This is a genomic window from Allobosea lathyri (assembly GCF_900108245.1).
GTDB classification, from domain to species: domain Bacteria; phylum Pseudomonadota; class Alphaproteobacteria; order Rhizobiales; family Beijerinckiaceae; genus Allobosea; species Allobosea lathyri.
Genome location: NZ_FNUY01000006.1, coordinates 141,506 through 166,118 on the forward strand (window position 1 = coordinate 141,506; position 24,613 = coordinate 166,118).

General features: G+C 65.9%; 22 protein-coding genes and 1 pseudogene. 11 read left to right on the forward strand and 12 right to left on the reverse strand.

The genetic code is table 11. The features are described 5' to 3' along the window. Positions 1–6 precede the first annotated feature (6 nt). Positions 7–1,629, forward strand: a complete 1,623-nt coding sequence (locus C4S73_RS15540) for an ABC-F family ATP-binding cassette domain-containing protein (protein WP_103873427.1) — start codon at positions 7–9, stop codon at positions 1,627–1,629. A 46-nt stretch (positions 1,630–1,675) separates the two neighbouring features. Here C4S73_RS15540 and phbB read toward each other — a convergent pair whose 3' ends face one another. The 3 genes and pseudogenes from phbB to C4S73_RS15560 form a co-directional block, all read right to left on the reverse strand. Then, positions 1,676–2,398: an acetoacetyl-CoA reductase gene (phbB, locus tag C4S73_RS15545; protein ID WP_103873428.1), complete on the reverse strand. Its 723-nt coding sequence runs from the start codon at positions 2,396–2,398 to the stop codon at positions 1,676–1,678. A 258-nt stretch (positions 2,399–2,656) separates the two neighbouring features. Beyond that, a pseudogene (locus tag C4S73_RS15555) lies at positions 2,657–2,763 on the reverse strand (DUF1737 domain-containing protein); the annotation flags it as partial. 6 nt (positions 2,764–2,769) lie between these two features. Further along, positions 2,770–3,951 carry an acetyl-CoA C-acetyltransferase gene (locus C4S73_RS15560; RefSeq protein ID WP_103873430.1) on the reverse strand — a complete coding sequence of 394 codons (1,182 nt, stop codon included), beginning with the start codon at positions 3,949–3,951 and terminating at the stop codon, positions 2,770–2,772. Between the two features lie 317 nt (positions 3,952–4,268). On the opposite strand from C4S73_RS15560, the gene phaR reads away from it, so the two are divergent. Beyond that, the gene (phaR, locus tag C4S73_RS15565; RefSeq protein ID WP_103873613.1) at positions 4,269–4,865 is read left to right on the forward strand and encodes a polyhydroxyalkanoate synthesis repressor PhaR; all 597 of its coding nucleotides are present in this window, start codon (positions 4,269–4,271) and stop codon (positions 4,863–4,865) included. A 107-nt stretch (positions 4,866–4,972) separates the two neighbouring features. Here phaR and C4S73_RS15570 read toward each other — a convergent pair whose 3' ends face one another. After that, positions 4,973–6,658, reverse strand: a complete 1,686-nt coding sequence (locus C4S73_RS15570) for an EAL domain-containing protein (protein ID WP_160115795.1) — start codon at positions 6,656–6,658, stop codon at positions 4,973–4,975. Positions 6,659–6,837: 179 nt separating this feature from the next. Between C4S73_RS15570 and C4S73_RS15575 the strand changes: the two genes are divergently transcribed. Then, positions 6,838–7,044 (forward strand): hypothetical protein, encoded by a 207-nt coding sequence (locus tag C4S73_RS15575; RefSeq protein ID WP_103873432.1) that lies wholly within the window; start codon positions 6,838–6,840, stop codon positions 7,042–7,044. A gap of 347 nt (positions 7,045–7,391) precedes the next feature. Here C4S73_RS15575 and rpmF read toward each other — a convergent pair whose 3' ends face one another. Together rpmF and mtgA are read right to left on the reverse strand one after the other, a co-directional pair. Next, entirely contained in the window at positions 7,392–7,577 is a 186-nt protein-coding gene (gene rpmF / locus C4S73_RS15580; protein ID WP_043233137.1) for a 50S ribosomal protein L32, read from the reverse strand. A gap of 191 nt (positions 7,578–7,768) precedes the next feature. Further along, entirely contained in the window at positions 7,769–8,470 is a 702-nt protein-coding gene (gene mtgA / locus C4S73_RS15585; RefSeq protein WP_103873433.1) for a monofunctional biosynthetic peptidoglycan transglycosylase, read from the reverse strand. Between the two features lie 148 nt (positions 8,471–8,618). On the opposite strand from mtgA, the gene C4S73_RS15590 reads away from it, so the two are divergent. After that, complete coding sequence (locus C4S73_RS15590) at positions 8,619–9,569, forward strand: polyprenyl synthetase family protein (RefSeq protein ID WP_103873434.1); 951 nt, start codon at positions 8,619–8,621, stop codon at positions 9,567–9,569. A gap of 230 nt (positions 9,570–9,799) precedes the next feature. After that, positions 9,800–10,438 carry a VOC family protein gene (locus tag C4S73_RS15595; RefSeq protein ID WP_103873435.1) on the forward strand — a complete coding sequence of 213 codons (639 nt, stop codon included), beginning with the start codon at positions 9,800–9,802 and terminating at the stop codon, positions 10,436–10,438. Positions 10,439–10,577: 139 nt separating this feature from the next. Here the strand turns inward: C4S73_RS15595 and C4S73_RS15600 are convergent, their stop codons facing one another. Further along, entirely contained in the window at positions 10,578–11,135 is a 558-nt protein-coding gene (locus tag C4S73_RS15600; protein ID WP_103873436.1) for a dihydrofolate reductase family protein, read from the reverse strand. Between the two features lie 225 nt (positions 11,136–11,360). Here C4S73_RS15600 and C4S73_RS15605 point away from each other — a divergent pair, with 225 nt between their 5' ends. Next, positions 11,361–11,762, forward strand: a complete 402-nt coding sequence (locus tag C4S73_RS15605) for a GFA family protein (protein WP_103873437.1) — start codon at positions 11,361–11,363, stop codon at positions 11,760–11,762. 234 nt (positions 11,763–11,996) lie between these two features. On the opposite strand, the gene C4S73_RS15610 is transcribed toward C4S73_RS15605, so the two are convergent. Then, a complete protein-coding gene (locus C4S73_RS15610; protein ID WP_103873438.1) occupies positions 11,997–13,211 on the reverse strand; it encodes a histidine kinase in 1,215 nt (404 codons plus the stop codon). 31 nt (positions 13,212–13,242) lie between these two features. Beyond that, complete coding sequence (locus C4S73_RS15615; RefSeq protein WP_103873439.1) at positions 13,243–14,535, reverse strand: adenylosuccinate synthase; 1,293 nt, start codon at positions 14,533–14,535, stop codon at positions 13,243–13,245. 354 nt (positions 14,536–14,889) lie between these two features. Between C4S73_RS15615 and C4S73_RS15620 the strand changes: the two genes are divergently transcribed. Then, positions 14,890–15,198 (forward strand): putative quinol monooxygenase, encoded by a 309-nt coding sequence (locus C4S73_RS15620; protein WP_103873440.1) that lies wholly within the window; start codon positions 14,890–14,892, stop codon positions 15,196–15,198. A gap of 144 nt (positions 15,199–15,342) precedes the next feature. Continuing rightward, the gene (locus tag C4S73_RS15625) at positions 15,343–15,921 is read left to right on the forward strand and encodes a tyrosine phosphatase family protein (RefSeq protein ID WP_103873441.1); all 579 of its coding nucleotides are present in this window, start codon (positions 15,343–15,345) and stop codon (positions 15,919–15,921) included. Positions 15,922–16,097: 176 nt separating this feature from the next. On the opposite strand, the gene C4S73_RS15630 is transcribed toward C4S73_RS15625, so the two are convergent. Beyond that, entirely contained in the window at positions 16,098–17,813 is a 1,716-nt protein-coding gene (locus tag C4S73_RS15630) for a mucoidy inhibitor MuiA family protein (protein ID WP_103873442.1), read from the reverse strand. Between the two features lie 463 nt (positions 17,814–18,276). Beyond that, on the reverse strand, positions 18,277–19,158 hold the full coding sequence (locus tag C4S73_RS15635) for a type 1 glutamine amidotransferase (RefSeq protein ID WP_103873443.1): 882 nt from the start codon (positions 19,156–19,158) through the stop codon (positions 18,277–18,279). A gap of 111 nt (positions 19,159–19,269) precedes the next feature. Between C4S73_RS15635 and C4S73_RS15640 the strand changes: the two genes are divergently transcribed. From C4S73_RS15640 to C4S73_RS15650, 3 genes are all read left to right on the forward strand, one after another. Beyond that, entirely contained in the window at positions 19,270–20,175 is a 906-nt protein-coding gene (locus C4S73_RS15640; protein WP_103873444.1) for a DMT family transporter, read from the forward strand. Positions 20,176–20,612: 437 nt separating this feature from the next. Continuing rightward, positions 20,613–21,941, forward strand: a complete 1,329-nt coding sequence (locus C4S73_RS15645) for a hypothetical protein (protein ID WP_103873445.1) — start codon at positions 20,613–20,615, stop codon at positions 21,939–21,941. Positions 21,942–21,976: 35 nt separating this feature from the next. Further along, positions 21,977–22,816: an N-acetylmuramoyl-L-alanine amidase gene (locus tag C4S73_RS15650; RefSeq protein WP_103873446.1), complete on the forward strand. Its 840-nt coding sequence runs from the start codon at positions 21,977–21,979 to the stop codon at positions 22,814–22,816. A 137-nt stretch (positions 22,817–22,953) separates the two neighbouring features. On the opposite strand, the gene serA is transcribed toward C4S73_RS15650, so the two are convergent. Further along, a complete protein-coding gene (gene serA, locus C4S73_RS15655) occupies positions 22,954–24,543 on the reverse strand; it encodes a phosphoglycerate dehydrogenase (protein WP_103873447.1) in 1,590 nt (529 codons plus the stop codon). Positions 24,544–24,613 lie beyond the last annotated feature (70 nt).

Genomic DNA, 24,613 nt, shown 5'->3' on the forward strand with positions numbered 1-24,613 from the left:
ATACGCATGATACGGCTCGAAAACATCAGCAAGCAGAACGGCCAGCAGATCGTCTTCATCGAAGCGTCCGCCGCACTGCAGAAGGGCGAGAAGGTCGGTCTCGTCGGTCCCAATGGTGCCGGCAAGACGACGCTCTTCCGGATGATCACCGGGCAGGAGCAGCCCGATGAGGGGCAGGTCGGCGTCGATCGCGGCGTCACCATCGGCTATTTCAGCCAGGATGTCGGCGACATGGCGGGCGTCAGCGCGGTTTCGGCGGTCATGGATGGCGCCGGGCCGGTCAGCACCGTCGCGGCCGAACTGCGCGAGCTGGAGGCGGCGATGGCCGATCCCGACCGCGCCGATGACATGGACGAGATCATCACCCGCTATGGCGAGGTGCAGGGCCGGTTCGAGGAGCTCGACGGCTATGCGCTCGATGGCCGGGCGCGTGAGGTTCTGGCGGGACTCGGTTTCAGCCAGGAGATGATGGACGGCGATGTCGGCGCCCTGTCGGGCGGCTGGAAGATGCGCGTCGCGCTTGCCCGCATCCTGCTGATGCGTCCCGATGCGATGCTGCTGGACGAACCGAGCAACCATCTCGACCTGGAAAGCCTGATCTGGCTGGAAGAGTTCCTCAAGGGCTATGACGGCGCATTGCTGATGACCTCGCATGATCGCGAGTTCATGAACCGCATCGTCAACAAGGTCGTCGAGATCGATGGCGGTTCGCTGACTGCCTATTCCGGCAATTACGAGTTCTATCAGGAGCAGCGCGCGCTTGCCGAGAAGCAGCAGCAGGCCCAGTTCGAGCGCCAGCAGGCGATGCTCGCCAAGGAGATCAACTTCATCGAGCGCTTCAAGGCGCGGGCGTCGCATGCGGCGCAGGTGCAGAGTCGGGTGAAGAAGCTCGACAAGATCGACCGGGTCGAGCCGCCCAAGCGCCGCCAGACCGTGTCGTTCGAATTCCAGCCGGCGCCGCGCTCGGGCGAGGATGTGGTCACGCTCAAGAACGTCCACAAAGCCTATGGCAGCCGCAGCATCTATGAGGGGCTCGATTTCCAGGTGCGCCGCAAGGAGCGCTGGTGCGTGATGGGCATCAATGGCGCCGGCAAATCGACGCTGCTGAAGCTGGTGACGGGCGCGACGGTGCCCGATACCGGGACGGTCGCGCTCGGCGGCACCATCAAGATGGGCTATTTCGCCCAGCACGCCATGGAGGTGCTGGATGGCGACCGCACCGTATTCCAGTCGCTGGAGGATTCGTTCCCGCAGGCCGGGCAGGGTTCGCTGCGCTCGCTCGCCGGCTGCTTCGGCTTTTCAGGCGACGATGTCGAGAAGCGTTGCCGCGTTCTGTCGGGCGGCGAGAAGGCGCGGCTGGTGATGGCGAAGATGCTCTACGACCCGCCGAATTTTCTGGTGCTCGACGAGCCGACCAACCATCTGGACATCGCCACTAAGGAAATGCTGATCACCGCGCTCTCGCAATATGAGGGCACCATGCTGTTCGTCAGCCATGACCGCCACTTCCTCGCCGCCCTGTCCAACCGGCTGCTGGAGCTGACGCCCGAGGGCATTCACGCCTATGGCGGCGGCTATACCGAATATGTCGCGCGCACCGGCCAGGAGGCGCCGGGCCTGCGCAGCTGATGACAGGACGACTGCCGGCGGGGTTTCCGCCGGCAGACCGTTCGGTTCAGGCCATGTACTGCCCGCCATTGACGGCGAAGGTCGCGCCGGTGGCGAAGGCGCCGTGGTCGGAGGCGAGGAACACCACCATCTGGGCGATTTCCTCGGGCTTGCCGAGACGGCCGACGGGAATGCCGGCGACGACGCGCTTCAGCGCCTCCTCCGGCATGGCGGCGACCATGTCGGTCCCGATATAGCCCGGCGTGATCGCGTTGACCGTGATGCCCTTGTTGGCGTTCTCCTGGGCCAGCGCCTTGACGAAACCGATATCGCCGGCCTTGGCGGCGGAGTAGTTCACCTGCCCCATCTGGCCTTTCTGGCCGTTGATCGAGGAGATCACGATGATGCGGCCGAAATTGCGGGCGCGCATGCCCTCGATCACCGGCCGGGTCATGTTGAACAGCGAATCGAGATTGGTGCGGATGACCGCGGACCACTGGTCCTTGCTCATCTTGTGGAAGAACCCGTCTTTGGTGATACCGGCATTGTTGACCAGAATATCGACCGGGCCGTTCTCCGCCTCGACCGCGGCGATGCCGGCGGCGCAGGCGTCATAATCGCCGACATCCCATTTATAGACGGGTATGCCGGTCTCGGCCTTGAATTTCGCGGCCGCCTCGTCGTTGCCGGCATAGCTGGCGACGACCGTATGGCCGGCCTCCTTCAGAGCCCGGCTGATTGCGGCACCGATGCCGCGTGTTCCCCCAGTTACCAACGCGACCTTAGCCATAGCCCTTTTCTCCCTCTAGGCGGCGTGATCGCCGCGCTATTCTTCTGACAGTTTCATGTCCGGCCGATATGGGCCGTCCACGTCCTTGATGATGGCTTGCCCGCAGACCACGCGCTGCGACTTCGCGTCGAAGGTCAGGGTGGGGTGTCCAAGAGCACGATGCCGAAAAGTGCGAAGCGGTTTTCGGACGACATCATGCTCTCGATGTTTAATTTGAGAGGCGGATTCACGTTTCAGGCCGTCCGGCCTGAAACGATCCGGCTCTCGAGCACCCAGCCCTGGCTCAAGGCTTCCGAGACCCGATGACAGAATGCGGCGTCATCGGGTCCGGTCAGATAGCGGTAGAGCGTCGTCTGCCGCGCCATTTCAGCTCAGGCCCGCTCGACCGCGAGCGCCACGCCCATGCCGCCGCCGATGCACAGGGTCGCGAGACCCTTCTTGGCGTCGCGCTTCTCCATCTCGTGCAGCAGCGTCACCAGCACGCGGGCGCCCGAAGCGCCGATCGGGTGGCCGATCGCGATCGCGCCGCCATTGACGTTGACGATATCGGTGTTCCAGCCGAGATCCTTGTTGACCGCGATGGCCTGCGCCGCGAAGGCCTCGTTCGCTTCTACCAGATCGAGATCCGAGACTTTCCAGCCGGCCTTGTCCAGCGCCTTGCGGGTCGCGGGGATGGGGCCCGTACCCATGATCGCGGGATCGACGCCGGCCGTTGCCCAGCCGGCGATGCGCGCGAGCGGCTTCAGGCCGCGCTTGGCGGCTTCCTTGGCGCTCATGATGACGAGAGCGGCAGCGCCGTCATTGATGCCCGAGGCGTTGCCGGCGGTTACGGTGCCCTCTTTCGAGAAGGCGGGGCGGAGCTTGGCCATCGCCTCGACGGTGGCGCCATGGCGCGGATATTCGTCGTCGGAGACGATGACGTCCCCCTTGCGGCCGGAGACGGTGAAGGGAACGATCTCGTCCTTGAACCTGCCGGACTTCTGGGCGGCCTCGGCCTTGTTCTGGGATTTCGTGGCGAAGGCGTCCTGCTCCTCGCGGCTGATCTGCCATTTGGTCGCGACGTTCTCGGCGGTCGTGCCCATGTGATAGCCGTGGAAGGCGTCCCAGAGGCCGTCCTTGATCATCGTGTCGATGAACTTGGTGTCGCCCATCTTGGTGCCGTTGCGCAGATGCGCCGCGTGCTGCGACATCGACATCGATTCCTGGCCGCCGGCGACGACGATATCGGCGTCGCCATTGGCGATCTGCTGCAGGCCGAGCGCGACCGCGCGCAGGCCGGAGCCGCAGAGCTGGTTCAGGCCCCAGGCGGTGGCCTCCTGCGGAATGCCTGCGGCCATGGCGGCCTGGCGGGCGGGGTTCTGGCCCTGACCGGCGGTCAGGACCTGGCCCATGATGAGCTCGTCGACATCGGCAGGATCGACCTTGGCGCGGGCGAGCGCTTCCTTGATCGCGGCGGCGCCGAGCTCGTGAGCGGGGGTGTTGGCGAAGGCGCCGTTGAAGGCGCCGACCGCGGTCCGCGCCGCGCCGACGATGACGATATCGGTATCAGCCATTGGAGAGTTCCTCGCTGTTGTCGTGGCGGTCCGCTCTCGCGCCGGACCGACTGTTTCGATCGCCACCTTCGAAGGCCCAAGCCCTTGCGTCAAGTGAGGCGAAAGGCGCGGCGCTGCCTGAGATCGCGGCGGATTGGCTGTGGGTTGCCGTGAAGCCGGGCAGCTTCCGCCTCAATTCGGGCGGGTTTTTGCACCGCACGCTCAAAAAACTTGCGGCGCAGCACCGACAGGCTATCGTCCTGCCCAGGGAGACCGTTCCGTTAAGCTCTGTCGCGATTTTCGCAGGCAGGGCGCGGGCAAACGTCATGCAGGATCTGATGGCCAACGATAAAGAACCGACCGTCATCAAAAAATACGCCAACCGGCGTCTCTACCACACGGGCACCAGCTCCTATGTCACGCTCGAAGACCTTGCAGGTCTTGTACGCGGCGGTGAGGATTTCGTGGTCTACGACGCCAAATCGGGCGACGACATCACCCGCTCGGTGCTGGCCCAGATCATCTTCGACGAAGAGGCCAAGGACGGGCAGAACCTCCTGCCGATCGCCTTCCTGCGCCAACTGATCCGCTTCTACGGCGACAGCATGCAGGCGCTGGTGCCGCGCTATCTCGAATTCTCGATGGACCATCTGACCAAGGACCAGAATCAGTTCCGCGAGCAGATGGGCAAGGCCTTCGGGGGCGCGGCCTTCGGCGGCGGCGGGGCGCTCGATGCGATCCAGGCGCAGACGCGCGCCAATATGGCGATGTTCACGGAGGCTTTCCGCGTGTTCAATCCCTTCGCAGCGGCTGCTGCCGCCAAGGCGAAGGAAGAGGGTGCAGCGGGTGCCGCCAAGGGCGACGATCTCGGCGACCTCAAGCGCGAGCTCAACGAGATGCGCGACCGGCTGGACAAGCTCGCCAAGACGAAGTGAGGGCAGGTGGCCATGCTCGGGCTCGTCCCGAGCATCTCCTGAAAAGAGATTCTCGGGTCTACGCTTTATTAGGCCCGAGAAAATGACGCCCGTTCATATGGCCTGCTTCAGCAGGCGGCGCGCTGGCGCGGTTGCGCGACCGGCCATAGCTGCGCCTTGCCGACTAGATGGCCCTGCAGATAGCTGATGCCCCAATCATTTAGCATGCGCGCCTGGAGGTCGTCGTCGACCCATTCCGCGACCGTCTCGACCCCGAGATGGCGGGCGAGATCGACCAGCGTGCGCACATAGAATCGGTCATCGGTCGAGCGGCGCAGATTCTGCGTGAAGGCCCCGTCGATCTTCAGGATGTCGATGGGGAAGGCACGCAGATGACGTAGCGAGGTGTGGCCGGCGCCGAAATCGTCGATCGCGATGCGCGCACCCTGATCCTTGATGCGGCCAAGCAGCTTTGCCACCCGGGTCGGGTCCTCGATGGTGGCGGTTTCCGTCACTTCCACGATCAGCCGCGTCGCGACGCCGCGGGCGGCGCCGGTGCAGCCCATGAAGGCGTCGAGCCATTCGGGATCGGCGAGCGATCGCGGCGAGACGTTGATCGAGAGAGACAGATCCGGATCCTGAGAGAGCAGGTCGATTGCCAGTTCGAGCACGCGATGGTCGAACAGGCGCACGAGGCCGCGGCGCTCAAGCAGCGGAATCAGCTCCGCAGGCGCGAAGAACAGCCCCTCATTTCCCTGCCCGACGCGCAGCAGCGCTTCATGGAAGGCCACTTCGCGCGTTTTCGCGTGCACGATCGGCTGCAGGGCAAGCTGGACGCGGCGCTCGTTCAAGGCGGCGACGGCCTGGATGTCGAGGCCTGTCCGGCCGGCGGCAGGTTCGCGATTCGGGCGGGTCCTGGCGAGCACGGCGGTGTCGACCGCTCCTGCCTTGGCGCTGGCGAGCGCATTCTCGGCCGCTGCGAGCAATGTGCCGGCATGGCTCGTCAATGCCGGAGCCATCGCGGCCCCGACACGCAGGCGCACGAGGGCGATGCCGCGCGCGGTCTCGATGGCCGATTGAGCCACGGCCTTGATGAAGCGCTGGGCGGCGGGCTCGACCTGATCCTGCGGGCAGCCGGTGAGCAGGATGGCGAAGCGATTGCCGGAATAGCGGACGAGGTGGTCGCGCCGGCGCGTCACCGAGCGCAGCCGGTCCTGCACCACGCCGATGATCTCGTCGGTCGCCTCATGGCCGAAATCGTCGTTCAGCCGCGCCAGCTCGTCGATCGCCGCGATCAGGACGACGATCGGGCGTTCGGCCGGCAGATGTTCGGTGAGTGCCGCTCCGATCTTGTCGACCAGCGCCGAGCGATCGCAGAGTTCGCCGCTTGGCATCGCCAGTTCGTCGGCGCGGGCGGCGCGTTCGAGCCGCAGCACGCCGCGCGCATGGGCGGGGCGGCCGTCGCTGCCGGCGAACCAGCGGCCGGAATCCTCTGCCCACATCTTTCGTCCGGCGAGGTCGACGGCATAGCGCGTGCGATAGACCACGCCGTCGCCGGCATCGAGCTCGCTGGAGCAGAAGACCGCGTCATAGCGGCTGGGGCCGCTGCCGGGCTCGACAAGGCCGGCAAAGGCGAGGCCGCGTGTCATCGCAGTCTCTGGAAGCGGGCCGAGGACGTCGGTGGCGTTCGGGCCCCATTTCAGCCCGTCATTCTGGATGTCCCAGGTGTAGACGACTTCGCCGATCGATGAGAGCAGGCTTCGCGGGTCGACATGGCCGTCGCCGCGAGAGCTGAAGATCGATGGCGTGGGCATCGCGGTGCGGCCTCGGTACGACGGGGCGTACGACGCCCGGCCGGCGCCGTGCCGCCCTGTCCTGACGGATCTGGGGAATGCTTCAAAACGATGCAGCATTTTGGCTTAACGTAGGGTTAAGCGTGGCCGCCCGTTTGCAACTTTGGCTCCGACGCAATCCATGCGTTCCGGAGTGGCACATGGCGGAGATCGGAGATCGGGAGGGTGGTGAGGCCCGGGCCGCTGCGGGCTCGGCGATGCTGCTCCTGCAGCTCGCGGCTGCACAGGCCGAGATCGGGCCTTTCGCGCGGCGCGGGCGGGAAACGCCGGGGGTTGCGGCGCAGCACTATCGCACGGCTTCATGCGCGGCGGTTGCCTGGCGCTGGCCGAATCGGCGGCTCACCTGAATCCAAAAGCCGGTCTGGACAGGTTCCGAGCCCTCGCCCTCCGAGATACGGCTTGCGGCGCCTCAGAGCCTTTCTCGAAAAGAACTCGACGACTTCAATAGCTGTCTCATGACATGTCCCGCGCCGTCATTCTGGCGCAGGGAAGCGGAGACCCGGAATACATCGGAGGCCGCTGAACTCTACGATGGATTCCGGATCGGCGCCGCTGACGCGGCTTGTCCGGAATGACGCGCGGAAGATCATAGGCGCGTTCCAGGCAAACGGAAAAAGCCGGCCTTGCGGCCGGCTTGAACGCTTTTGAAGGCAGGCTGGCGAGGTTCAGGCGTTCGCCTGTCCCTCTCGAAGCCTCACGCTTCGGTCTTGGCCTTCAGCACCTGGCGACCGCGATACATGCCCGACTTCAGGTCGACATGGTGCGGGCGGCGCAGTTCGCCGGAGTTCTTGTCTTCGATATAGGTGGGCTGCTTCAGCGCGTCGGCCGAGCGGCGCATGCCACGCTTCGACGGCGACGTCTTTCTCTTCGGAACGGCCATAGTAACTCTCCATCGTGCCGCCGTCCGGAAGCGCAGGCTACCAAGCCGCACCACCGCCACGACGACGGATCAATCTCGTGATGGCGTTGCCCATACACGCTCGGTTGCAGGATGGCTAGAGCGAGATGCGAAAAAGTGGGTGCGCGCCATCGATCAGCTCCGCTTTCTTGAACGGGCTCCCATGACTTTTCTTAGTCCGGCAGGGCGCAATCGCCAAGCGGGCCGAGCTGGGCAACACGCCGCTGCACCCTCCCGGCGGCAGCCTGCAGAGCCCGACTCGGCCGCGCCGGATTGCGCAGAATTGGGTTGGGCAGGGCGCCGGCGAGGCGCGCTGCCTCCGCGCCGCTCAGGCGGGCAGCCGGCTTCTTGAAATAATATTGCGCCGCGGCTTCCGCCCCAAAGATTCCGTCGCCCCATTCGGCGACATTGAGATAGACCTCGATGATCCGGGGCTTGGGCCAGGCGAAATCGATCGCCAGCGCCAGCGGGATTTCCAGCCCCTTGCGGAGGTAGGAGCGGCCCGGCCAGAGGAAGACGTTCTTGGCGGTCTGCATGGTCAGCGTCGAAGCGCCGCGACTCGGCCCATCCTCGTCGTCGAGCACCGCGTTGAGCTCGATCCAGTCGACGCCCGCATGGCTGCAGAAGCGCTGGTCCTCCGAGGCGATGACGGCCCGCACCAGCGCGGGCGATATCTGCGTGAGCGGAACCCATTGGCGCTCGACGGGCTGCAAGGTCAGCCAGCGGCCCAGCATCAGCGTCGAGGGCACGGGCAGGACGCGGTACGCCAGCAATCCGAGAATCAGTCCGGCGATCAGGATGACGACGGCCAGCACGAGCCAGCGCAGGGCGCGGGCGATAATGCCCCGCCGCGAGGGTCGTCGCGCATCCGTCATTCCTGTCCCCCCGACTCACCCAGAACTGGAGCGGGACGCCCGCGAAAGGCTGGCGTCTGCTGTGTGGCATCCCGTTCGTCGCCACCTGACTTGACGGTTCGGTCCCGCTCCGGCAAGCCCGCCCGGTTGGCGAACGCGAGGCCCCCGCATGAGTTCCTCCCACCCCCGCCATGCCGATGATGGCCTTGCCGTCCGGCTTGCGCAAACCGCCGAAGCGATCGAGTCCCTTCTCGACGGCCTGCTCTCGCCCGATCTGCTGGAAGGCGAGATCGCGCGGCCGCCGCGCCTGGTCGCGGCCATGAGGCATGGCGCTCTCGGCGGCGGCAAGCGGCTGCGGCCCTTCCTGACGGTCGAAAGCGCCCGGCTGTTCGGCGTGGGCATGCCGCAGGCGCTGCGGGCCGGCGCGGCTGTCGAACTCCTGCACTGCTATTCCCTGGTGCATGATGATCTGCCGGCGATGGACGACGACGATACGCGCCGGGGCCGGCCGACCGTGCACAAGGCCTATGATGAGGGCACCGCGATTCTCGCTGGAGACAGCCTGCTGACGCTGGCCTTCGACGTCATGGCGGATGCGGTGACTCACCCTTCCGGCGAGGTGCGCGCGGCGCTTGTGCTGGCGCTGGCGCGGGCTGCCGGGCTGGGCGGCATGGCGGGCGGCCAGATGCTCGATCTCGCGGCGGAGGGCCGTTTTGGCTCAGGACAGGCGAGCGTGCTCGGCGAGGCCGAGATCCGCCAGCTGCAGGCGATGAAGACCGGGGCCCTGCTGATGGCCAGCGTCGAGATCGGCGCATTGCTGGGCGGCGCTCCCGAATCGCAACTCACTGCCCTGAAGCGTTATGGCCGGGCGCTTGGTGCGGCCTTTCAGGTCGCCGACGACATTCTCGATGTCGAGGCCAGCCCCGAGCAGCTCGGCAAGGCGACGGCGAAGGATCAGGACAAGGGTAAGGCGACACTGGTTGCGGCACTGGGTCTCGACGGCGCCAAGCGCGAGCGCGACCGGCTGAGCGAGGAGGCGGTCGCGGCGCTGGCAGGGTTCGGGGCGGAAGCCGACACGCTGCGCGCGGCGGCACGGTTCGCGGCCGAGCGGAAGAGCTAGAGAGGGTGGTCTCAGGTCGAAACACGCCGTCATCCTGGGCGACTGGAGGTCGACCCGGGCTCCATCGTAGAGCTCGGTTCCCCATGATGGATCCCGGATCTGCGCGGCTTCGCCGCTTGTCCAGGATGACGGCGTGGTTCCAGATCACATCATCGCGCTCCAGCGCGTCGTTTCCGTCGATACGGCCGCAGCGGGTGGACAGCGGACGCGCCCGACTTCATTGAAAGAGCATGCTCAAGCTCGATCACCTCACGGTCATCGCTCCGACCTTGGCGGAAGGTCGCGATCACGTTCGTGCATGCCTCGACATCGATGTGCCCTTCGGTCAGCGCCATGCCTATATGGGCACCTACAACCACCTGCTTCAGCTGGGAGGTTCGGTTTATCTTGAGATCGTTGCGCTTGATCCCGATGCCGGCCATCCCGGGCGGGCTCGCTGGTTTGGTCTCGACGATCAGAAACGCGTCAGGCGGGAGTGGGACGCCGGCTGCCGGCTGCGAGGCTGGGTCGCTGGAACCGACGACATGGACGGGCTTCTGAAGGATCGTGAGAACGTCTTCGGCCGCAAGGTCTCGCTCCCGATCAACGATCCCTCGTTCCACTTCGCAATTCCCGATGACGGTTCCCTTCCTTTCGGTGGGGCTGCCCCATCGATCATCGACCGGCGAGGTACGCCACGATCGATGGCCGCCATTGCCGACCGCGGCGCCCGTCTGCGGGAATTTTCGCTCGAGCACCCCGACGCAGCTTTGATCGTGGCGCTGTTGCAGGACCTGGTCATCGACCGCCCACCCATTGTCATCTGGGGGGCGGAGCTACGCTATCGGGCGCAGATCGAGACGCCCGGCGGCCTCAGGGAGCTTTTCTGAAGCGTCCGTGTGGGTGGGAAGCCGCCATTGCCCACAAGGCTCCGGCCTGAGCTCCCATTGGCAGCAGCGGGTATGCCGTGTTGCGCGGCGAGACGGCTTCCTGCGGCGCGCGAGCCGAGTGCGCAGAGGCTGCTCTGGATCAGCGGGCGCGCCGGTAATGCATGGCGACGGCGCCGCTGCGGAGCGGGGTGGCCGAGATCAGCTCGAGCCGTCGCGTACTGGGCAGCCCGCTCTGGTAGAGGGTTGGCCCGTGGCCGGCGATCCTGGGGTGGACGAGGAGATTGTACTCGTCGATCAGATCCAGCCGGTCCAGCTCGGTCGCGAGCTTACCGCTACCCAGGAGCACGCCGGCCGGGGTCGCGTCCTTGAGCCTCTGCACGCCGGTGTGCAGATCGCCGGCGATGTGGTGGCTGTTGGTCCAAGGGAAGGCCTTTCGCGTCGACGACACCACGTATTTCGGCTTGGCCTCCAGCTTGACCGCCCACTCGCGTATCGCCGGCGGCGCCTCCTCGTCGCCGCGGGCGACTGCCGGCCAGTAGCTCTCCATCATTTCGTAGGTGACGCGACCCCACAGCATCGCCCCGCCCTCGTCCATAAGGCGGGTGAAGAAGGCGTGCGTCTCGTCGTCGGCGATTCCCTCCTGGTGGTCGACGCAGCCGTCCAGGGTGACGTTGATGCTGAAGGTCAATAGTCCCATGCGGCGAGTCTAAGCCATACAATGGAGAACAGGTAGGCCAATTGCTCGTGGTTGATGTTGAGCTTCCGCAATGGCTCGGAGGCAGACGTTCATCAGGCGCTCCCCGTATACCAAGAACTTGCAGGGCGCCGGAGTATTCGAGCACGGTCTCTGGAACCGCCCCGGACCTGGCGTCGTTGGTCCATCGTCCATGACGGCGAAACGCCCAGAACGCGTGAGGTTACGATGAAGCTTTCGGGGGGCTGCAACTGCGGACAGGTCCGCTACGAACTCGATGGCGAGCCCATCCGCGTCGGCATCTGCCATTGCGAGACCTGCCGCAAGGAGTCGGGCTCGGCTTTCTCCTTCTTCGGGATCTGGCCCAGGGCCAGCGCAACCCTGTCGGGCGAACTCGGATGCTGGCAGAGCCGGGCGGGAGGCGATCGCTTCTGCCCGAAATGCGGTTCATCGCTGTTTTGCTGGAGCGACGATTCCGACGAGATCGAAATCAAGCTTGGCACATTGGACGGCCCGCCCAGCGCGCTCATGCCAGGCTATGAGCTCTGGACCATTCGCCGGGAGCCGTGGCTGGCCCATCAGACGGGTGCGGAGCAGCACATGCGTGATCGCCAGGATTCTGACGGCTGACGCCGGAACTGGACGGCCAGAGCTTGATGATTCTCCGGGGAAACACGCCGTCATCCTGGGCGCAGCGAAGCGGAGGCCCGGGATCCATCGTAGGGCCAAGTCATTGCCAGAATCGGCGCTCTACGATGGATCCCGGAGCTGCGCGGCGGAGCCTGTCCTCGGGCCTGCCGAAGGCAGGACCCGGGGGCCGCCTGGCCAGGATGACGGCATGTTTCCGAGCCAACACAGCATGCGTCAGCGCCAGCGGTTGAAGGCGTCGGTGAGCGTCTGGCTTCCCGAAAAACCCTTCTCGAAGGTGATTATGCCGCGCCGGCCCGACGCGAAGCGCACGGGCACGTCGATCCAGCTGCGGTTCAGGATCAGGTCCAGATTGCGCTCGACCTCGACGGGCACGTTCGAGAGCGCCGCGACGAAGAGGTTGTCGCCCAGCGCGGAATTGATCGCCGAGAGCGGCGCGCCGCGCTCGCCCTCATCGGTCTTGAACTGGGGCACGCCGACCTCGCGCACCGCCTGCGTCGCCGGATCGCCCGTGCTGGTGAAGCGCAGGCCGATGATATGCGAGGCGGGGAAGGCCGTGTCGGTGTTGCGGCGAATGGTGAAGTCGAGGCCGAGACCCTCTTCCGGGATGTCGATCGTGGCGCGCACGATCGTTTCCACAGGGCGGCCCTGGCCGGCGCTCTCGCTGTCCAGCCGCCAGAAGACGCGGCCGGTGATGGCGCGCGGCTGCTGCGGGTTCTCGGGCACCTCGATGTAGAGGATGGCACGCTGGGCCACGGCGATGTCGCTGCCCTGAGCGGGTGCGGTCGCCGTTCCGCCGGGGCGTGTCGGAGATGTCGCGCCGGGTTCGCCGACGCGCTCGTTGATCTTGCCGCCGCTATCGGGCTGCGCCGGCTGGGCCGGGCTTTCGACATGGCGCGCGGCCATCTCCGGCGCCTTGACCTTGTTGACGTAATAGGCGGCGGCAGCGATGGCGGCCACGGCGATGGCCACGCCGGTGCCGACGATCGCGGTGCGGACATGGCCGGGATTGACCCGGGCCTCGCGCGGCGGCGCGACGCGCGGTCGCATCGGCTGCGGCTCGGGGTTGTCCTGCGGCAGCTCGTCGAAATCCCGGTCCCCCGGCGAGGGCAGCGGCGCGAACTCGGCCTGCTTCTCGACCGGCGAGGGTCCGGGCGCTTCGGTCTGCGGGGCCGGCTCCGGCGCCCATAGCGGGGGCTCCTCCGCGGCTGGCGCAGGCGCGGGTTCGTAATCGGCCTCGATCTTCGCCACGGCTTCGTCGAGCGAGAGACGCTCGCGCATGATCTCGGCCTCGCCGAGCGGCGGGTCGAGACTGCGCAGCTGCGTCACGAGCGCGGTCCTGGCCCGATCGTAGATGGCGCGACGCGCCTCCGGCGATGGATCGGGCAGACCGGCGACCGCCCGTGCCAGGATGGGATAGAAATCGGCCATTGGCCTCACTTGTCGCTGTTGGGCGGTTCCGTCAACCCTCGAAGGGGTTGTGCACCAGGATCGTATCGTCGCGCTCGGGGCTGGTGGACAGCACCGCGACGGTGGCGCCGATCAATTCCTCGATGCGGCGGACATATTTGATCGCCTGTGCCGGCAGGTCGGCCCAGGAGCGGGCGCCGGCGGTGGAGCCTTCCCAGCCCTCAATCGTCTCATAGACCGGCTCGACGCGGGCCTGATCGCTCTGGCCGGCGGGCAGATGCTCGAGGATGTCGCCGTCGAGCCTGTAGCCGGTGCAGACCTTGATTTCCTTGAAGCCGTCGAGGATGTCGAGCTTGGTCAGCGCGATGCCGTCGATGCCCGAGGTCTTCACCGTCTGGCGCACGAGGCAGGCGTCGAACCAGCCGCAGCGGCGCTTGCGCCCGGTGACGACGCCGAATTCCTTGCCCTTCTGGCCGATGAGCTCGCCGGTCTCGTCGAACAGCTCGGTGGGGAAGGGGCCTTCGCCGACGCGGGTCGTATAGGCCTTGGCGATGCCCAGCACATAGCCGACGGCAGACGGTCCCAGCCCCGAACCGGTCGCGGCCTGGCCGGCGACGATGTTGGAGGAGGTCACGAAGGGGTAGGTGCCGTGGTCGACATCGAGCAGCGCGCCCTGCGCGCCCTCGAACAGGATGCGCTTGCCGGCGCGACGCTCGGCGTCGAGCAGCGCCCAGACCGTGTCGGCATAGGGCAGCACCTCAGGCGCGATCGCCTTCAGCTGCGCCAGCAGCTCGACGGCGTCGACCTCGGCGATGCCGAGACCGCGACGCAGCGCGTTGTGATGGGCCAGCATGCGCTCGATCTTGGCCTCAAGGATCGCGGGGTCCTTGAGGTCGATGACGCGGATGGCGCGGCGGCCGACCTTGTCCTCATAGGCCGGGCCGATGCCGCGCTTGGTCGTGCCGATCTTCAGGCCGGCATTCGAGGTCTCGCGGAAATGGTCGAGCTCGCGGTGCAGCGGCAGGATCAGCGTGGCGTTGTCGGCGACGCGCAGGTTGACCGGGCTGATCGCGACGCCCTGCTTGCGCAGCCGCTCGATCTCCTCGACGAGGTGCCAGGGGTCGACCACGACGCCGTTGCCGATGACCGAAAGCTTGCCGGGGCGCACGATGCCCGACGGCAGCAGCGAGAGCTTGTAGACGACGCCGTCGATGACTAGCGTGTGGCCGGCATTATGGCCGCCTTGAAAGCGCACGACCACATCGGCCTGGCTCGACAGCCAGTCGACGATCTTGCCCTTGCCCTCGTCGCCCCACTGGGCTCCGACCACCACCACATTCGCCATGGTTCAAGGTTTCCTGCTTGTCTTGCCAGCGTGATCAGTAGCAAGCGCCGCACACATGAAAAACCCCGACGCAAGGCCGGGGTTTCGGGGCAGTTCCTTGCAAGCCCTCATGGGCCAACAATGCGGCGAGGTCAAGATCGCGGCTGCATCGCACTGTCGCCCGGTCTCCTGTCGGCGGGCGAATGGGACAGGAAACGCGTTTGTTTCTGGGTCTGTGGCAGCCTTTCCATGCGAACGTCGGGTGCTGTGATGCTGTCACGACATGACCATCGTCTCGTGGATGAGGTGGCGCTCGCCTGTCGTTTTCAGGCCGAGCGCCATCGCGCAAAGAGAGAACGAGGTTAGGACGGCTTCATGCTGAAGGTGATCGCCGAGGATTTTATCAAGCCTGAATTCGTCGAGGTCGTCACGCCGCTTTACCGCGAACTCGTCGACAGGACGCGAGAAGAGCAGCGCTGCATCTCCTATGATCTTTTCATCGACCAGAAGGATGCGGGGCATTTCGTCTTCATCGAGGAATGGCCTGATCATCAGGCGCTTGAGACGCATTGCCAGACCGAGCATTTCAGACGGCTAGTTCCGTTGATCGACGAATATCGCAGGGCTGAGGGCAGCTACATCCTGATGGAGCCATTCCCGGCGGCAGGGTCGCAGGTGGGATAAGCCGGCGCAGGATTTGCGAGGCTCCCTCGTTGCATGGGAGCGTGTTGTTCCTGTCGGTTGATCCAACCGGATGTCGCCGGTAGACGACACTGGACACGGCCGCCTCAATGGTCGGTCCAGCTTCCAAGCCAGCCGGTGTTTTCGATGAAATCCCTCGCCATCTCCACGCTGACGATCTGCGGCATCGACGAACTCGTGCTGCAGAGCACGCGCAAGGTCACGCATGTCCTGTCCGTGCTCGATCCTGACCTGCCGGAGATCGAGGCTTTCGGGACATATGGCGAGCACAGCCGCGTGACGCTGCGCTTCCACGACATCATCGATCCCGCGACGGGCAAGATCGTGCCGCAGGCCGCGCATGTCGCCGACATCCTGCGTTTCGGCGAGAGCCTGAAGCAGTCCGCCTCCGGCCGCGTCGAGGGGCATCTGCTGGTGCATTGCCATATGGGCATCTCGCGCTCGACGGCGGCGATGCTGTCCTTGCTGGCGCAGGTCAATCCCGACGAATCGGAGGATGGGCTGTTCGAGCGCCTGCGCGCAGTGCGCCCGCAGGCCTGGCCGAACTCGCTGATGATCGGCTTCGCCGACGAGCAGCTCGGCCGGCAGGGCCGGCTGGTTGCAGCCCTGCGCCGGCATTACGGCCATCAGATCAAGGCCGATCCGAAATTCGTCGACTGGATGGAGCATCTCGGCCGCCGGCGCGAGCTGGAGATGGCGGCCTGAGTGCCCGTTTGGAAATTCCTACAGCCCTCATCCTGAGGACCATTTCGTCAGGAATGGCGTCTCGAAGGATGCTCCAGATGGTTCGGGAGCCTCCTGAACCATCCTTCGAGACGCCGCTTCGCGGCTCCTCAGGATGAGGTCTGAATCAAACAGTCTCTGAGCTGCCATTCAGCCTGTCAGTTGACCGGACGTGCCTCGGGCAGCGGCTGCGGCGCGTAGCTGACCTCGCGATCACCAGGCCATTTGATGCGGTAGGCGAGCTTGATCTCCTTCTCGGCGCCGGGCGCGAGATCGAAGGTCCAGGCCGAAACGCCGCGCCTCGTGCCGACCTGCTTTTCGGTTGGCGGCGTGGTCTGTGCGGCAATCGTCTCGATGGTGATCGCCGAGCTTTCCGAGAAGGGCACGCGCTCGGTCACGGTCACCTTGACGGCTTGCGCGTGCAGGCTCTTCACCACCGTCCTGAATTCGCGCAGGTCGGTGCGGCTCTGTCCGAGCCAGGTCGGCTCGTTCTCGCGGCGGCGCACCGGCGCGCGGCTGACCTTCAGCTTGTCGTCGGCGCCGAAGCCGAGCTCGACCTTGTCGCCGGGTGCGACGAGCCCGATCTGGCCGCGCCCGATATAAGTGCCGTCGCGGTGCAGGAAGACGGCGCCCGGCAGCAGGGGCGCCTCCTGTTCATGGATGAAGGCGGCTTCGAGATAGGCGGTCTCCTCCAGCTCCGGCGTGATGCGGGCCGACAGGGCAGGCTCTATGCGGCTCTGGCTGAGGATGACGGTTTTCGAGGAACCATCCTGGGGGATCGCGACCCGGCCCGGCACCTGGAAGCTCGCCTGATAGGTTCCGGCATCGAGCTGCGCCGTCTCGACCTCGGCCGGGCGCATCTCGGCGGCGCGGGCGGTCTTGTCGGCTTCGGCCTCGGCCGCCGCCTGAGCCGCCGCCTTGGCCCTGGCGGCGGCCATGGGGGCTGGCGCCATGCGCTGCCGGGTCTCGTAAAGGACCGGGGGCTCGAAGAACATCACCTGCATCGCCGGCAGGTCGGGCGCGCGGGTTCCGCCGGCCGAGCGGGTCGTCGACAGGGTCAGCCCGACATCGCTCCAGTCCTCGCCGGTGCGCTGGCGCAGTTCGGCGCGGCGCACCAGGTTGATCTCGGGCCTGGCGGTGGTGGTCGCGAGCCTCGCCTCATAGACCGGCGTCCAGCTCGCGCCGCTGACGCGGTAGCTCACGGCGAATTCGGCCGCGACCGGCGCGTTCGCCTCGACGGCGATGGCGACGTCGCGCTTCGGTGCGCCGGGACGGCCGGGGCGCGGCTTCGCGCGCTCCAGCGCTTCGATCTCGGAGGCGACATCGCCGGCGCGGGTGCGGGCGGTGCGCAGTTCGTCATTGACCTTGACCAGCGCGGTGCCGATCGCATCGAACACCGCCGGCCAGTCGGCCACAGGCAGGGCCTTGCCGTCGGGGCCGAGCTTGTCGGGGCCGGTCTGGCCGAAGCGCTCGATGGTGGCGCGCTTGGTCTCGATGGCGCTGATCGTGCCCTCCAGCGTCGCCTTCTCCTGCTGCAACGCCTTGAGCTTGCCTTCGATCACAGTGTCCAGCACGGGCCTGGCCTCGCCCGGGGTGATGCGGACATCGACCGCGCCGACCGAGAAGGCGCCGTTTCCGGGTCCTTCCGAATAGCTTTTGCCCTCGACGCGGATCGAGGCCGGGTCGATCGTCGCCGGCAGGCCGCGCAGCACGATCTGCGAGGCCCCCTGAAGCAGCTCGGCCTTGCCCAGCCGCGTGACCACCGCGCCATCGGGATAGACGGTCACGCGGTCGATCCGCGAGGACAGCTCGATTTCGGCTGCGCCCGCAAAGCTCGGCGCGACGATCAGGGCGGCGGCAAGGCTGGTTTTCATGTGGTGTTCCCCTCCAAATCACGTGGCCGTGATAGGCGGGTCGGAATTCGACGCGGCCAAGGCGGAATTGGGCCGGAATGCGTTTAGCGGCGCCTTATCGGTTAAGAGGCGGCGTGCGCTTGGGGGGATGTGAGCCGAAAAGGATTACGTTTTCAGCAGGCGCGCCTTCATCGAAGAAAAGGCCGTCATCCCGGGCGCAGCGCAGCGAAGACCCGGGATCCATTCCGGAGCGCAGGTCGGCCATGCTCAGGAATGGATCCCGGGTCTCCCTGCGGTCGCCCGGGATGACGGCGCTTTGCTGGAGAAGTTGTTGATTCGACCGGACGCTTTTCCGGCTGGCCTCTGAGAAGCCATTCCCTCAGGAATGGCGGCTTAAAGGATGCTCGGATGAGGCTCCCGAACCATCTGGAGCATCCTTCGAGACGCCGCCTCGCGGCTCCTCAGGATGAGGGCTGAGAACCCCTCAGGCCCGGCCGCGGGCGCTCGTCTGCGGGAGGACGCGGTGGTTCAGGAAATTGCGCAGCTCGGTGACGCGGCGCCCGGCGTCGAGAACCTCTGCGTCGAGCCCATGGGCCCAGGCGAGATCATGGCGCGTGGGCTCGGCGTCGAGCGTGTGCAGATCCGTCAGCCAGTCGGTGGCCGAGGCTTCGTCGCGGCGGAAGCCTTCCTCGATCAGGATCGGCACCATCCGGCCCAGGATGGAGGCGACCTGTCGCAGCGGGAATTCGGGGTGGTACTGCACGCCCCAGAACACGCCGCCATCATGGCTGATCTCGGCCGCCTGCACGCTGCTATAGGCGTTCGAGGCCAGCACCGTCGTTCCGCCCGGCGGCAGCGTGATCGTGTCGAGATGGATTGCGGGCGCATCGAATGAGAGCGGGCGGCCGGCGAGCAGCGGGTGGCTGCGCCCGGCCTCGCTCGGCGTGATCTTGCGCGCAAAGCCGACCTCGCGGCCATTGGGGTTGGCGGTGACGGTACCGCCGGCCGCGACTGCGCCCATCTGGATGCCCCAGCAGGAGCCGAAGCAGGGCGTGCCGCTGGCATAGATCGCGCGCATCAGCTCGATCTGGCGCGTCACGGCCGGCTCGATCTGGTAGATGTGCAGATGGGAGCCGGTCAGGAAGATGCCGTCATAGGATTGCAGGCCGGCGCCATCGGGCAGGTTCGCGCCGGCATCCGCTGGCAGGCAGATGTCGGTGATGGCTCCGGGCACGATCGCCGTCACTTCGGCTGCATAGGCCTCGCCGGGCTGCGTGCCATAGCCGGCGGCATGGTTCTCGCGCTGCTCGCGGGTGTTGCCATCGACGACGAGCAGCCGAAGCGGGCGGGAAGATGGGCTGATCATGGCGGATTGCGTCCGGCGACGGGGAGCGTTGCGCCTCCTCTCATAGGAGGCGGGGCGTGCGCAAGGGTATAAGCACGCCCCCTAACACAGGCGCCCATTTTGCAACCAGCCATGACATTGCCGCAGCGAGCCTGGGCGAACGCCTATCTGCTGCTCACGCTGACCACGCTGATGTGGGCCGGCAACGCCGTCGCCAGCAGGCTCGCGGTGGGCAATATTTCGCCGATGGCGCTGACCTCGCTGCGCTGGATCGCGGTCTGCGCGATCCTGCCGTTCATGCTGCGGCACGAGCTGAAGCATTATGCGCCGGTGCTTCTGGCGCATCGCTGGCTGATCATCGGGCTGGGCTCGCTCGGCTTCACCGTCTTCAACGCCCTGATGTATCTCGCGGCCTATTCGACGACGGCGATCAATATCGGCATTCTGCAGGGGTCGATCCCGGTATTCGTTCTCATCGGGGCGTTCCTTGCTTATCGCACGCCGATCGGCTTGCTGCAGGCGCTGGGCGTCACGGTGACGATCCTGGGCGTGCTGGTGACGGCGAGCCGCGGCGATGTCTCGGTGCTGGCGACCTTCGCCTTCGTTCCCGGCGATCTCTGGATGATCATCGCCTGCGTGCTTTATGCGGGCTACACGGTGGGCATCCGCACGCGGCCGGCGGTGCCTGGACTGGTCTTCTTCACGGCGATGGCGATCGTTGCCTGCGTGATGTCGCTGCCCTTGCTGTTTGCCGAAATCTGGAGCGGCCATTTCTTCTGGCCGACGATGAAGGGCTGGCTCATCCTCGCCTTCGTCGCGATCGGCCCCTCGATCATGTCGCAGCTCTTCTTCCTGCGTGCGGTGGAATTGATCGGCCCTGGCCGGGCCGGCGTCTTCGTCAATCTGGTGCCGGTTTTCGCGCCGATCCTGGCCGTCTTCATCCTCGGCGAGCAGCTTGCGCTCTATCACGCGTTGGCCCTGGCGCTGGTGCTCGGCGGTATCTTCATCGCCGAGAGGCTGGGCAAATCGGGCCGCTGAGGCCTGGCGCAGGGCCTGATTACCTCGGAAACGCGCCGTCATTCCGGGGCTTCGCGTCAGCGAAGAGCCCGGAACCCATAACCGCTGTGGATTCCGGATAGAGCGGGAAGAGTGCGGCCGGTCGTCAGAAACTGCGGTTCTGGGTTCCTGGCTCAGGCCTTCGGCCTGCCCCGGAATGACGGCGCGTTTCCGAGCGTGAACCGCGCAGCTCAGCGCAACGCCGCGACCGCCGCCTTGGCCACGGCGGCATGGGCTGCCTCGCGGGTTTTCGAATCCGCCTGCGGCCCGGCGAGATAGATCGCGACGGCGAAGACGCGAAGGCGGCGTCGATCGGCGGCGCAGAAGGGCGCGTGTCATCATAATGCAACCTATAGTAGCAATTCTGCGATTGAGTTACCCAAGGTAATTCAAATGTCAGCGGCAGGCGGAGGCGGCTCGTGGACGCACTGAAGTTCATCACGGATGCCATCAAGGAAGATCCCCGGCTGCGCCTGGCGTCGGGAGTCGCCCTGCTGGGGGCTGTCATCGCCATCGTGCTCAGCTTTACCGGCGGAGACCGCGATCTCGCTCTGTTCGGCGGGGTCTTTGTCGTCGGCTTCATGATCTTGCTGGCGATCTTTATCGCCGTAACGAAAAGCGAAACGCCGCCGCCCTATGTCGCGGGGTTCCTGATCTGGTCGATCTCGATCGCCTTCATCGCGTCGATCTGTTTCATCATGACCTCCTATTTCTTCTGCTGGCCGCAGCCGCTGGGGAAAGGCTGTGCGCAGCGAAGCTATGCGCGTGGCGAGATCACCGATATCCCGCCTTTGACCAAGAAGCGGATCGGCGTCGTGATCGAGGACGATGCCATGGGCGCGTTCAACCGCTCCACCAAGGCGTTCCACTTCGTCGTCCTCGCCAATCGGATAGGCCGGCAGTCGATGACGGTGACTGTTCGCAATCCCGACGAGGGCGTCGAACAGGACGAGGACATCAAGGTCCATCTCTCCTGCGTCCTTCCCTTCGTACATTCAGACCGGCTGATGGAGTGGCGCTATCGCGAGATCGACCGCGTGCAGCCGGACGGCAAGGCCATCAGGACTCCGGCGCTCTATCGTGACGATCGCAAGATCGGCGAATTCGGCCTGATCGCGGCGAGCCCCTGCAACGACGCTCCCGCGGTTGCACAGCCACGAACGGCGTGGAGCAGCCTGTTGCCGACAATGTCTGCCTTCGCCCAGACGCCGGAGGTCTTGCCAAAGGGCGACATCACCTCGGCGATCACCGACCTGACCGCCATCGACACGCCGACCCGCCGAGCCGCCCGCGCCACATTGGCGAAAGGTTCGGTCGAGGCGGTGCCTGCCATCCTCGACGCGATGCGGAAGCAACCCGACAATTACCAGATCCAGCTCGGCGGCAGTGTCGCGATGACCGAGATGCTGCGCCAGAACAAGGCCGATGCCGGGCGGATCGCGGCGGTCTTCCACGGCATGGACGACCGTGAACTGCTCTTGAAGTCGGCCGGGCATTCGGACCGCACGTTGCGCATCTATGCCGGCGAGTTTCTCTACGACCTCGGCGACGCCGATGTTTCGCGCAAGGCCCTCGAACTGGCCGCGAAAACCCGGGACGAGAACGCCCGCTACAATCTGCTGCTGGTCGCGCAGGGCGGCTGGGACAAGCTCGCACCCGCTCAGAAGACTGCTGCCGCCGGCGATCTCGCCAAGGCGCGCGCTACTGCGGGCCCGCTCACGCTCAAGCTCTTCGAAAAACTTCAATAGCCGCGCGAGCGTCGTCGCGGCAGGGGGACGGGACCATGTTCAAAATCAGGAATCACAAGCTTGCCGGCCCGTCCGGTAATGTCGAATTCGTGAAATCGCCGAATACCGGCGGCAGGCTCACACCGCGTTTTCTGGTGATCCATTACACGGCCGGCGGCCCCTCCTTCGACACGGCAAAATACTTCGCCAAGCCTGCTGCCGAGGTCTCGGCCCATCTGGTTGTCCGGCGCGATGGCACCGTCATCCAATGCGTGCCGTTCGATGTCGTCGGCTGGCATGCCGGTAAAAGCCGGTGGGTCGACAGAGCGGGCAACCAGATCATCGGGCTGAACTCCGAGGCGATCGGCATCGAGATCGAGAACTGGGGGCCGTTGCGGCGCGCCGGCCCGGGCTGGATCTCATGGGCCGACGAGGCCGTCGAAGCCGGAAAGGTGATCGAGGCGCGGCACAAATTCGGCACGCCCGACGGTGGCTGGGAGGTCTTCACGTCCGCTCAGGTCCAGGCGACGATCGAGGCCGCCCGCGCCATCTGCGACGCATATAATATCGAAGAGATCGTCGGCCATGACGACATCTCGCCGGGGCGCAAGTCGGATCCCGGACCGGCCTGGAACATGACCTCGTTCAAGGCCAAGGTGCTGGGCCGCGCGGATGACGGGTCGCCGAGCATGGTGGTGCGCTCGCCGACCGGGCTCAACATCCGCTCTGGCCCCGGCATCGAACATGCGCTGCGCCAGCCGACTCCGCTGCCCGACGGGACATTGGTCGAGATGCTCGAGGCGTCCGGCCAATGGCGCCTCGTCTCAGTGCTGACCAAGAAGGGCGAGCCGGATTTCAGCGGCTGGGTGCACGGCGCTTTCCTGCACGAAAGCTGAGCCAGCTTCTACCGAGAGCATCGACCCGAAAAGTGGAATGCGGTTTTCGGGAAAGTCGATGCAAAAACAAAGGCCTGGATCATCGGGTCGGATACGGTATCCGGTGCGATGATCCAGGTTCCTCCGGGCGTGGCAGCTCAGAACTTGAGCCGCCGCGCCCGCTTCACCATCGGGATCTCGTGGATCTTGGCGAGCAGCTCGTCGGAGACCGCGTCGTCGATCGCCACGAAGCAGATCGCGTCGCCGCCGGGCGTGTCGCGGCCGAGATTGAAGGTCGCGACGTTGACGCCGGCCTCGCCGAGCAGGGAGCCGAACTTGCCGATGAAGCCCGGCTTGTCGGCATTGCGCACATAGAGCATGTGCGGCGCGAACTCGGCATCGACCTGGATGTCGCGGATCTCGACGATGCGCGGTTTGCCGTCCTGGAACACGGTGCCGGACGCGTGGCGCGGCATGTCCTCGGCCTCGACCACGATGCGGATGACGCTTTCGAGATTGCCGGCGACCTCGCGGGTCATTTCCTCGACGACGATGCCCTTTTCCTTGGCGATCATCGCGGCGTTGACCATGTTGATCTCGGGCAGGAAGGGCCGGAGCACGCCGGTAATGGCGGCAGCCGAGATCGCCTTCAGGTTGAGATGAGCGACCGCGCCCTCATACTCGATCCGGATGCCCTTGACCGGCGCCTCGGTGAGCTGGCCCAGGAAGGAGCCGAGCTTTTCGGCCAGCGCCACGAAGGGCTTGATGCGCGGCGCTTCCTCAGCCGAGATCGAGGGGAAGTTCACCGCATTGGTGATCGCGCCCTTCAGCAGGTAGTCCGACATCTGCTCGGCGACCTGCAGGGCGACATTTTCCTGGGCCTCATTGGTGGCAGCGCCCAGATGCGGCGTGCAGACGACGTTCTCCAGCCCGAACAGCGGGTTCGTCTCGGCCGGCTCCTGGGAGAACACGTCGAAGGCGGCGCCGGCGACATGGCCGGACTTGATCAGCGCGGCGAGCGCGGCTTCGTCGACCAGGCCGCCTCGGGCGCAGTTGATGATGCGCACGCCCTTCTTGGTCTTGGCCAGGGCTTCGGCGGAGAGGATGTTCTTGGTCTTCTCGGTCATCGGCACGTGCAGCGTGATGAAGTCGGCGCGCTTCAGCAGGTCTTCGAGCTCGACCTTCTCGACGCCCAGCGCAACCGCGCGCTCAGGCGAGAGATAGGGGTCATAGGCGATGACGCGCATCTTCAGGCCGATGCCGCGCTCGGCGACGATCGCGCCGATATTGCCGCAGCCGATCAGGCCGAGCGTCTTGGCGGTGATCTCGACACCCATGAAGCGGTTTTTCTCCCATTTTCCCGCTTGAGTGGACAGGTCTGCAGAAGGGATCTGCCGGGCCAGCGCGAACATCATGGCGATGGCGTGCTCGGCGGTGGTGATCGAATTGCCGAAGGGCGTGTTCATCACGATGATGCCGCGCGCGGTTGCGGCGGGGATCTCGACATTGTCGACGCCGATGCCGGCGCGGCCGATCACTTTTAGGTTCTTGGCGGCTTCCAGCAGTTTCGCGGTTGCCTTGGTGGCCGAGCGGATGGCGAGGCCGTCATACTCGCCGATGATCGCGGCGAGCTTGTCCTTGTCCTTGCCGAGATTGGGATCGAAGGTCACCTCGATGCCGCGATCCCTGAAGATCTGGACTGCGGCGGGGGAGAGGGCGTCGGAAATCAGGACTTTGGGGGCTGTCATGAGATGGGCTCCGGCTGCGCGGCGCTGAGGCGCTCTGCGCTTGCGTGAATGGGAAAGCGCGTCATGGCCG

Coding starts and splice junctions, on each gene's coding strand:
- C4S73_RS15540 (WP_103873427.1), top strand. CDS start 7: ATGATACGGCTCGAAAACATCAGCAAGCAGAACGGCCAGCAGATCGTC.
- phbB (WP_103873428.1), bottom strand. CDS start 2,398: ATGGCTAAGGTCGCGTTGGTAACTGGGGGAACACGCGGCATCGGTGCC.
- C4S73_RS15560 (WP_103873430.1), bottom strand. CDS start 3,951: ATGGCTGATACCGATATCGTCATCGTCGGCGCGGCGCGGACCGCGGTC.
- phaR (WP_103873613.1), top strand. CDS start 4,269: ATGGCCAACGATAAAGAACCGACCGTCATCAAAAAATACGCCAACCGG.
- C4S73_RS15570 (WP_160115795.1), bottom strand. CDS start 6,658: ATGCCCACGCCATCGATCTTCAGCTCTCGCGGCGACGGCCATGTCGAC.
- C4S73_RS15575 (WP_103873432.1), top strand. CDS start 6,838: ATGGCGGAGATCGGAGATCGGGAGGGTGGTGAGGCCCGGGCCGCTGCG.
- rpmF (WP_043233137.1), bottom strand. CDS start 7,577: ATGGCCGTTCCGAAGAGAAAGACGTCGCCGTCGAAGCGTGGCATGCGC.
- mtgA (WP_103873433.1), bottom strand. CDS start 8,470: ATGACGGATGCGCGACGACCCTCGCGGCGGGGCATTATCGCCCGCGCC.
- C4S73_RS15590 (WP_103873434.1), top strand. CDS start 8,619: ATGAGTTCCTCCCACCCCCGCCATGCCGATGATGGCCTTGCCGTCCGG.
- C4S73_RS15595 (WP_103873435.1), top strand. CDS start 9,800: ATGCTCAAGCTCGATCACCTCACGGTCATCGCTCCGACCTTGGCGGAA.
- C4S73_RS15600 (WP_103873436.1), bottom strand. CDS start 11,135: ATGGGACTATTGACCTTCAGCATCAACGTCACCCTGGACGGCTGCGTC.
- C4S73_RS15605 (WP_103873437.1), top strand. CDS start 11,361: ATGAAGCTTTCGGGGGGCTGCAACTGCGGACAGGTCCGCTACGAACTC.
- C4S73_RS15610 (WP_103873438.1), bottom strand. CDS start 13,211: ATGGCCGATTTCTATCCCATCCTGGCACGGGCGGTCGCCGGTCTGCCC.
- C4S73_RS15615 (WP_103873439.1), bottom strand. CDS start 14,535: ATGGCGAATGTGGTGGTGGTCGGAGCCCAGTGGGGCGACGAGGGCAAG.
- C4S73_RS15620 (WP_103873440.1), top strand. CDS start 14,890: ATGCTGAAGGTGATCGCCGAGGATTTTATCAAGCCTGAATTCGTCGAG.
- C4S73_RS15625 (WP_103873441.1), top strand. CDS start 15,343: ATGAAATCCCTCGCCATCTCCACGCTGACGATCTGCGGCATCGACGAA.
- C4S73_RS15630 (WP_103873442.1), bottom strand. CDS start 17,813: ATGAAAACCAGCCTTGCCGCCGCCCTGATCGTCGCGCCGAGCTTTGCG.
- C4S73_RS15635 (WP_103873443.1), bottom strand. CDS start 19,158: ATGATCAGCCCATCTTCCCGCCCGCTTCGGCTGCTCGTCGTCGATGGC.
- C4S73_RS15640 (WP_103873444.1), top strand. CDS start 19,270: ATGACATTGCCGCAGCGAGCCTGGGCGAACGCCTATCTGCTGCTCACG.
- C4S73_RS15650 (WP_103873446.1), top strand. CDS start 21,977: ATGTTCAAAATCAGGAATCACAAGCTTGCCGGCCCGTCCGGTAATGTC.
- serA (WP_103873447.1), bottom strand. CDS start 24,543: ATGACAGCCCCCAAAGTCCTGATTTCCGACGCCCTCTCCCCCGCCGCA.